Source organism: Yoonia sp., from assembly GCF_046292185.1.
Taxonomy (GTDB): domain Bacteria; phylum Pseudomonadota; class Alphaproteobacteria; order Rhodobacterales; family Rhodobacteraceae; genus Yoonia.
In genome coordinates, this window is sequence record NZ_JBKBQY010000126.1 from 1 (window position 1) to 7,142 (window position 7,142).

Genomic DNA, 7,142 nt, shown 5'->3' on the forward strand with positions numbered 1-7,142 from the left:
AGTAGAGGGATTTGAAAAATGGCCAAAGTGATTGGTATCGACCTTGGGACGACCAACTCTTGTATTGCGATCATGGACGGGTCAAAGCCCCGCGTGATCGAAAACGCCGAGGGCGCGCGCACGACGCCGTCTATCGTCGCGTTCACTGATGACGAACGTCTTGTCGGCCAGCCCGCCAAACGTCAGGCAGTGACCAACCCGGAAAACACGATTTTCGCCGTCAAGCGCCTGATCGGGCGTCGTTTTGACGACAGCGACCTTGCGAAAGAGAAGAAGAACATGCCGTTCACCATCGTCGATGGTGGCAATGGCGATGCTTGGGTGCAGGCGCGTGGTGAAAAATATTCGCCCAGCCAGATCTCTGCTTTTATTCTTGGCAAGATGAAAGAAACCGCCGAAAGCTATCTTGGCGAAGAAGTGACGCAAGCCGTCATCACCGTGCCAGCCTATTTCAACGATGCCCAGCGTCAGGCCACCAAAGACGCCGGTAAGATCGCCGGTCTTGAGGTGCTGCGCATCATCAACGAACCGACGGCTGCCGCATTGGCCTATGGTCTGGACAAGAAAGAAAGCAAAACCATCGCGGTCTATGACCTTGGCGGCGGTACTTTTGACGTGACCATTCTGGAAATCGACGACGGCCTGTTCGAGGTGAAATCCACCAACGGCGACACGTTCCTTGGCGGTGAAGATTTCGACATGCGGATCGTCAACTATCTGGCTGACGAATTCAAAAAGGAAAACTCGGTCGATCTGACCAAGGACAAGATGGCCCTACAGCGGCTGAAAGAAGCCGCTGAAAAAGCCAAGATCGAACTGTCCTCTTCTTCCAGCACCGAAATCAACCAGCCCTTCATCTCGATGGGGTCGAACGGTCAGCCGCTTCACATGGTCATGAAACTGACCCGCGCCAAGCTGGAAAGCCTTGTCGGCGATCTAATCAAGGCCTCGCTGAAGCCTTGCCAAGCTGCGATCAAGGATGCGGGCCTGTCCACTTCTGACATCGACGAAGTCGTGCTAGTTGGCGGTATGACCCGCATGCCCAAGGTCAAAGAAGAAGTGTCCAAATTCTTCGGCAAGGAACCGCATCAGGGTGTGAACCCCGATGAGGTGGTCGCCATGGGTGCCGCCATTCAGGCCGGTGTTCTGCAAGGCGACGTCAAGGATGTAGTCCTGCTTGACGTGACGCCGCTGAGCCTCGGTATTGAAACGCTGGGCGGCGTGTTCACCCGCCTGATCGACCGCAACACGACGATTCCGACGAAAAAGTCGCAGGTCTTCTCGACCGCGGAAGACAACCAGAACGCCGTGACCCTGCGTGTGTTCCAGGGTGAGCGTGAAATGGCTGCCGACAACAAGATGTTGGGCCAGTTCAACCTTGAAAACATTCCGCCAGCGCCACGCGGCATGCCACAGATCGAAGTGACCTTCGACATCGACGCCAACGGTATCGTTGAAGTCGGCGCCAAGGATAAAGGCACCGGCAAGGAACAGAAGATCACGATCCAGGCCTCTGGCGGTCTGTCGGATGACGACATCGAAGCAATGGTCAAAGACGCCGAAGCCAACGCAGAGGCTGACAAAGCCCGCCGCGAATTGGTCGAAGCGAAAAACCAGGCCGAAAGCCTGATCCATTCGACCGAAAAGTCGATGGAAGAACATGCCGATAAGGTCGATCCCACCACAATCGAGGCGATCGAACTGGCGATTGCCGCGCTGAAGGATGAACTGGAAGGCGACAATCCTGACAAGATCAAATCGGGTATTCAGAACGTCACAGAATCCGCGATGAAGCTGGGTGAAGCCATCTATAAGGCCAGCCAGGAAGAAGCGGGCGAGGCAGAGCGTGATGCCCCTGCCGCCGATGATGACATTCTGGATGCAGATTTCGAAGATCTGGATGACGACAAGCGCCGTAAGTAACGGCATGTCCGCAGGAAATGGACCGGCCCCAAACCGGGCCGGTCTTTTCCGTTCCCAAAGGGAAAACTGACTATGGCAAAACGCGATTATTACGATGTTCTGGGTATCGCCAAAGGGGCTGATGCTGATGCCATCAAAAAGGCCTATCGGCAAAAGGCCAAGGAACTGCACCCCGACCGCAACGCCGACAACCCCAAGGCCGAAGCGCAGTTCAAAGAAGCCAACGAAGCTTACGAAGTTCTGAAAGATCCCAACAAAAAGGCGGCCTATGACCGCTACGGTCATGCGGCGTTTGAAAACGGCATGGGCGGCGGTGGAGGTCCACGACCCGGCGGCGGCGGGCAAGGTGATTTTGCCAGCGCCTTTTCGGACGTTTTCGACGATCTGTTCGGCGACTTCATGGGTGGACGCGGCGGCGGCAGACGCAGTGGTGCGCAGCGCGGCAGCGACCTGCGCTATAACCTGCGGATCAACCTTGAAGATGCCTATGCCGGGCTGCAAAAGACGATCAACGTCACCACCGCAGTCGCTTGCGGTGCCTGTCATGGCAGCGGCGCCGAAGGGGGATCAGAACCCCAGACCTGTCCGACCTGCAACGGCATGGGCAAGGTGCGCGCGCAGCAGGGCTTCTTTACGGTCGAACGGACCTGCCCGACCTGCAATGGCATGGGCCAGATCGTCAAGAACCCGTGCAAGGTCTGCCACGGTGCCGGTCGCGTCGAAAAAGAAAAATCCTTGTCCGTGAACATTCCTGCTGGCGTAGAAACCGGCACCCGCATCCGGCTGAGCGGCGAAGGCGAGGCAGGCGTGCGCGGTGGCCCGCCCGGCGACCTTTACATCTTCATCGAGGTGAACAGCCACGCGTTGTTTGAGCGCGAAGGCGTAAACCTTTTCTGCCGCGTCCCCGTGTCGATTGCCAAAGCGGCACTTGGTGGCGAGATTGAAGTGCCCACGATTGACGGTGGCCGCAGCCGCGTGAAGGTGCCGGAAGGGTCGCAATCCGGGCGTCAGATGCGCCTGCGCGGCAAGGGTATGCCAGCGCTGCGTGGCGGTGGCAGCGGCGATATGCTGATCGAGCTTGCTGTGGAAACGCCGGTCAAACTGACGGCGCGCCAGCGCGAAATTCTCAAGGAATTCGACAAGTTAAGCGAGGACAACAACCCTCAGGGGTCCAGTTTCTTTGACAGTGTGAAATCCTTCTGGGATTCGATGAAAAGTTAACCAAACGGTAATCTGTGATCCGGCATGATGGGGTATGACCCATTTTGCCGAATCACGTTCCTTGTTTCCTGAAACCAATGTCATCGCTCCGGTGGCGGCAAAGCTGCCGTCCTACCTGCGCGATCATCGCAAGCGGCTGCGCGACCGATTTCTGGCGGGCGGTTCTGCTGCTATGCCGGATTACGAATTGCTGGAACTGGTGCTATTCCGTGCGATCCCCCGGCAGGACGTGAAACCACTGGCGCGCGCGCTGATCGACCATTTCGGCGATTTCAACAGGGTATTATCTGCCAGCGTTGCCCAAATCGGTCACGTGCAGGGGGCAGGGCCCGCCGTCGCGCTGGAACTGAAAATTGTCGAAGCGGCGGCGCACAGGCTCGCCCGTGCCAAGGTCATGCAGCGCCATGTCGTGTCCAGTTGGGATGCCCTGCTGACCTATTGTCACACGATCATGGCGCACCGGGACACCGAGCAATTCCGCATCCTGTTTCTGGACACAAAGAATGTGCTCATCGCGGATGAAGAACAGGCAAGGGGAACGTTGGACCATGTCCCCGTCTATCCGCGCGAAGTGGTTAAACGCGCCTTGGAATTGAATGCGGCATCCATGATTCTCGTCCATAACCACCCGTCCGGTGATCCTACGCCATCACAGGCCGATATCGCCATGACGCGCCAGATCAGCGATGCGGCAGCGGCGCTTGGCATCAACGTGCATGATCATCTGATCATTGGAAAGTCCTGCGAAATCAGCTTTCGCGCGCAGGGTTTTTTTTAGATGTTAGCGCTGCGCCGTTTCATCGAAATGGCCGTCGAAAATCGCTACGGTCCCGATCGTGCCGCGACCAGGCAGAATGACAAGGATGCCGTGCTTTGCCTGCAGTTCGCCGCGCGCCGCGTGAAACACCGCGGCGCGGATCGGCCGCGCACAATTGTCTGCCGTGACGGACGCGCCAACCTGTATTGATCCCAGACATGAATCCCCTGCCGGGTTTCACGCCGTCGGATAAGCCAAAAACATGCATTACGCTTTACAAGGCGCAATCATGCCGCGGATTATGCAAAACGCCCATGGCAATGCTTGAACTTTTTCCCTGATCCACAGGGGCACAAATCATTGCGGCCCGGATTGCCCCACGTGGCGGGGTCGTTTTCATCAAAACCCTCGCGCGCGGCTTCTGGTGCCGCTGCCGCCTCTGCCGAAGCAAGCGCCCCCGCCGCAGCCGCCTGCTGTTCGCGGAACTGCGCGATCATGCGTTCCTGTTCTTCTTTCGTCATCGGCCGGATTTGCGACAATTTCTTGGTCACATCGGTGCGGAGCCCATCCAGCAGACGTTCGAACAACTGAAAACCTTCGGTCTTGTATTCGTTCAGCGGGTCACGCTGCGCATAACCGCGCATGCCCACGACCGACCGCAGATGTTCCAGCGTCAACAGATGTTCGCGCCACTTTTCATCGATTGTCTTCAGCAGGATTTGCTTTTCGACGTTGCGCATCGTATCCGCGCCAAAGGCGTCAGCCTTTTCATTCATGTATTTGTCGGCAGCTTCTTCCAGCCGTTCGCGCATGACATCATCGTCAACACCTTCTTCTGCGGCCCAGTCGATGACCGGCAGTTCCAGCCCAAGGTGTTCGATGACAGCGGCGTGCAGCCCTTCGACGTCCCATTGATCAGCATAGGACCGGGGTGGCATATGCAGCGTCACCAGATCCTCGATAACCTGATCGCGCATATCCTTGACAACATCGGCAAGCTCGGTCGCTTCCATGATTTCGCGGCGCTGGGAAAACACGACCTTACGCTGTTCGTTCATCACATCGTCGAATTTCAGCAATTGCTTGCGGATGTCGAAATTGCGCGCCTCAACCTTGGCCTGCGCGCGCTCCAGCGATTTGTTAACCCAAGGGTGAACAATCGCTTCACCTTCTTTCATGCCCAAACCGGACAAGACCTTTTCGAGCCGTTCGGACCCGAAGATCCGCATCAGATCATCCTCAAGCGACAAAAAGAACGTCGACCGCCCCGGATCACCCTGACGACCGGACCGGCCACGCAGCTGGTTGTCGATGCGGCGGCTTTCGTGCCGTTCGGTTGCCAACACGAAAAGGCCACCCGCGGCTTTGACCTTTTCTTTTTCATCGGCGACTTCGGCCTCGATCCGGGCGCGCAATGCTTCGGGATCAGCCTCGGGGTCGGCAGCCATCTCCTGCAAGACGCGCATTTCCACATTGCCGCCCAGCTGAATGTCGGTGCCGCGTCCGGCCATGTTGGTCGCGATGGTCACTGCGTTCAATTTACCCGCATCGGCGACGATCTGCGCTTCTTGTTCGTGCTGGCGCGCGTTCAGGACGTTGAATGTAATGCCTTCAGCCCGGAGCAGATTGGCCAGAAATTCAGATTTTTCAATCGATGTGGTGCCGACAAGGATCGGCTGCCCCTTGGCATGGGCTTCCTTGATTTCGGCGACCACGCCATCGAATTTTTCCTTGGCGGTGCGGTACACCTGATCATGTTCATCGATCCGCGCGATTGGCCGGTTTGTCGGAACCTCGACCACACCAAGGTTATAGATTTCGCGAAATTCTTCAGCCTCGGTCGCGGCGGTGCCGGTCATGCCGCCCAGTTTGTCGTAAAGGCGGAAATAATTCTGGAAGGTGACCGATGCGAGCGTGACGTTTTCAGGCTTGATCGTCACGCCTTCCTTGGCCTCAATCGCCTGATGCAGGCCATCAGACAGGCGACGGCCGACCATCATCCGCCCCGTGAATTCATCGATCAGCACGACCTCGTTGTCGCGGACGATATAATCCTTTTCCTTGGTAAACAGCACATGGGCGCGCAGGGCCTGGCCAACGTGATGGACCAGCGTGGCGCTTTCGGGATCGTAAAGGGTCTGACCCTCGGGCAGCAAACCTAATGAGGCCAGCTTTTCTTCCAGAAAATCGTTGCCTTCATCGGTAAAGGTCGCCTGCCGGGTCTTTTCATCCAGCGTGTAATGTTCAGAGGTGATATCAGGGATCACCTTGTCGATGGCGGCGTACATCTCGCTCCGGTCTTGGGCGGGGCCGGAAATGATCAGCGGGGTGCGCGCCTCGTCGATCAGAATGCTGTCCACTTCATCCACAATCGCAAAATTGTGGTACCGCTGATACATCTGATCCAGTTCGGATTTCATATTGTCGCGTAGGTAATCGAAACCCAATTCGTTATTCGTCGCATAGGTCACGTCGCAGGCATAGGCGGCTTTCTTTTCCGCCTCTGGCTGCTGCGGCACCACGATGCCCGTGGTCATCCCCAGTGCGCCGTAAACCTTGCTCATCCATTCGGCATCTCGACGGGCGAGGTAATCGTTCACCGTGACAATATGCACGCCCTTGCCGGTCAGCGCATTCAGATAGGCAGGAAAGGTCGCGACCAAGGTCTTGCCTTCGCCGGTTTTCATTTCGGCGATATTGCCCTGATGCAGGAAAATTCCGCCCTTGAGCTGCGTGTCAAAGGCCCGCAGACCCAGCGCGCGGCGCGCTGCTTCACGGCAATTGGCAAAGGCTTCGGGCAACAAATCGTCAAGGCTTTCGCCGTTTCTGGCGCGTTCTTGGAATTCTTTGGTCTTGGCTTTCAGACCCTCATCGCTCAGCGCTTGGAATTCCGGTTCCAGCGCGTTGATCCTGGCGACCAAGGGCCGGGCCGTTTTGACCTTGCGATCATTGGCAGAGCCAAACACTTTTTTGGCGATCGATCCGATACCCAGCATATTCACTCCACCAGCGCGGTCGCGCCTGTCTGACATCTAATTGAGAGGAGGTTGCTTGTAGGCTTGCGGCAGCCCACATACAAAGGGCCGAAATTGCTCTACGTCAGGCCTCCTCGAGGCTTCTCAGGGATGTAAGGTCCCGGGTATAGAGTGTCAACGTCGCGCGACTGCGCGGCCAGTAAAGGGAACGTTTAATGCTGAAACATGTAACATTTTTGGGGGCTGCGGCGCTGTCGCTGTCCGTG

Annotated in this window: 5 protein-coding genes; 4 read left to right on the plus strand and 1 reads right to left on the minus strand. The window is 57.2% G+C overall.

What is annotated here, in order from left to right:
* Positions 1 to 18 precede the first annotated feature (18 nt).
* The 4 genes from dnaK (at position 19) to ACK4TM_RS16295 (ending at position 4,111) form a co-directional block, all read left to right on the plus strand.
* Entirely contained in the window at positions 19 to 1,923 is a 1,905-nt protein-coding gene (gene dnaK / locus ACK4TM_RS16280; RefSeq protein ID WP_409703231.1) for a molecular chaperone DnaK, read from the plus strand.
* 72 nt (positions 1,924 to 1,995) lie between these two features.
* Positions 1,996 to 3,144, plus strand: a complete 1,149-nt coding sequence (gene dnaJ, locus ACK4TM_RS16285) for a molecular chaperone DnaJ (RefSeq protein WP_409703234.1) — start codon at positions 1,996 to 1,998, stop codon at positions 3,142 to 3,144.
* 34 nt (positions 3,145 to 3,178) lie between these two features.
* The gene (gene radC / locus ACK4TM_RS16290) at positions 3,179 to 3,922 is read left to right on the plus strand and encodes a RadC family protein (protein WP_409703236.1); all 744 of its coding nucleotides are present in this window, start codon (positions 3,179 to 3,181) and stop codon (positions 3,920 to 3,922) included.
* Positions 3,923 to 3,949: 27 nt separating this feature from the next.
* Entirely contained in the window at positions 3,950 to 4,111 is a 162-nt protein-coding gene (locus tag ACK4TM_RS16295; RefSeq protein ID WP_409703239.1) for a hypothetical protein, read from the plus strand.
* An 89-nt stretch (positions 4,112 to 4,200) separates the two neighbouring features.
* Here the strand turns inward: ACK4TM_RS16295 and secA are convergent, their stop codons facing one another.
* Entirely contained in the window at positions 4,201 to 6,897 is a 2,697-nt protein-coding gene (gene secA / locus ACK4TM_RS16300) for a preprotein translocase subunit SecA (protein WP_409703242.1), read from the minus strand.
* Positions 6,898 to 7,142 lie beyond the last annotated feature (245 nt).

Coding starts and splice junctions, on each gene's coding strand:
- dnaK (WP_409703231.1), top strand. CDS start 19: ATGGCCAAAGTGATTGGTATCGACCTTGGGACGACCAACTCTTGTATT.
- dnaJ (WP_409703234.1), top strand. CDS start 1,996: ATGGCAAAACGCGATTATTACGATGTTCTGGGTATCGCCAAAGGGGCT.
- radC (WP_409703236.1), top strand. CDS start 3,179: ATGACCCATTTTGCCGAATCACGTTCCTTGTTTCCTGAAACCAATGTC.
- ACK4TM_RS16295 (WP_409703239.1), top strand. CDS start 3,950: ATGGCCGTCGAAAATCGCTACGGTCCCGATCGTGCCGCGACCAGGCAG.
- secA (WP_409703242.1), bottom strand. CDS start 6,897: ATGCTGGGTATCGGATCGATCGCCAAAAAAGTGTTTGGCTCTGCCAAT.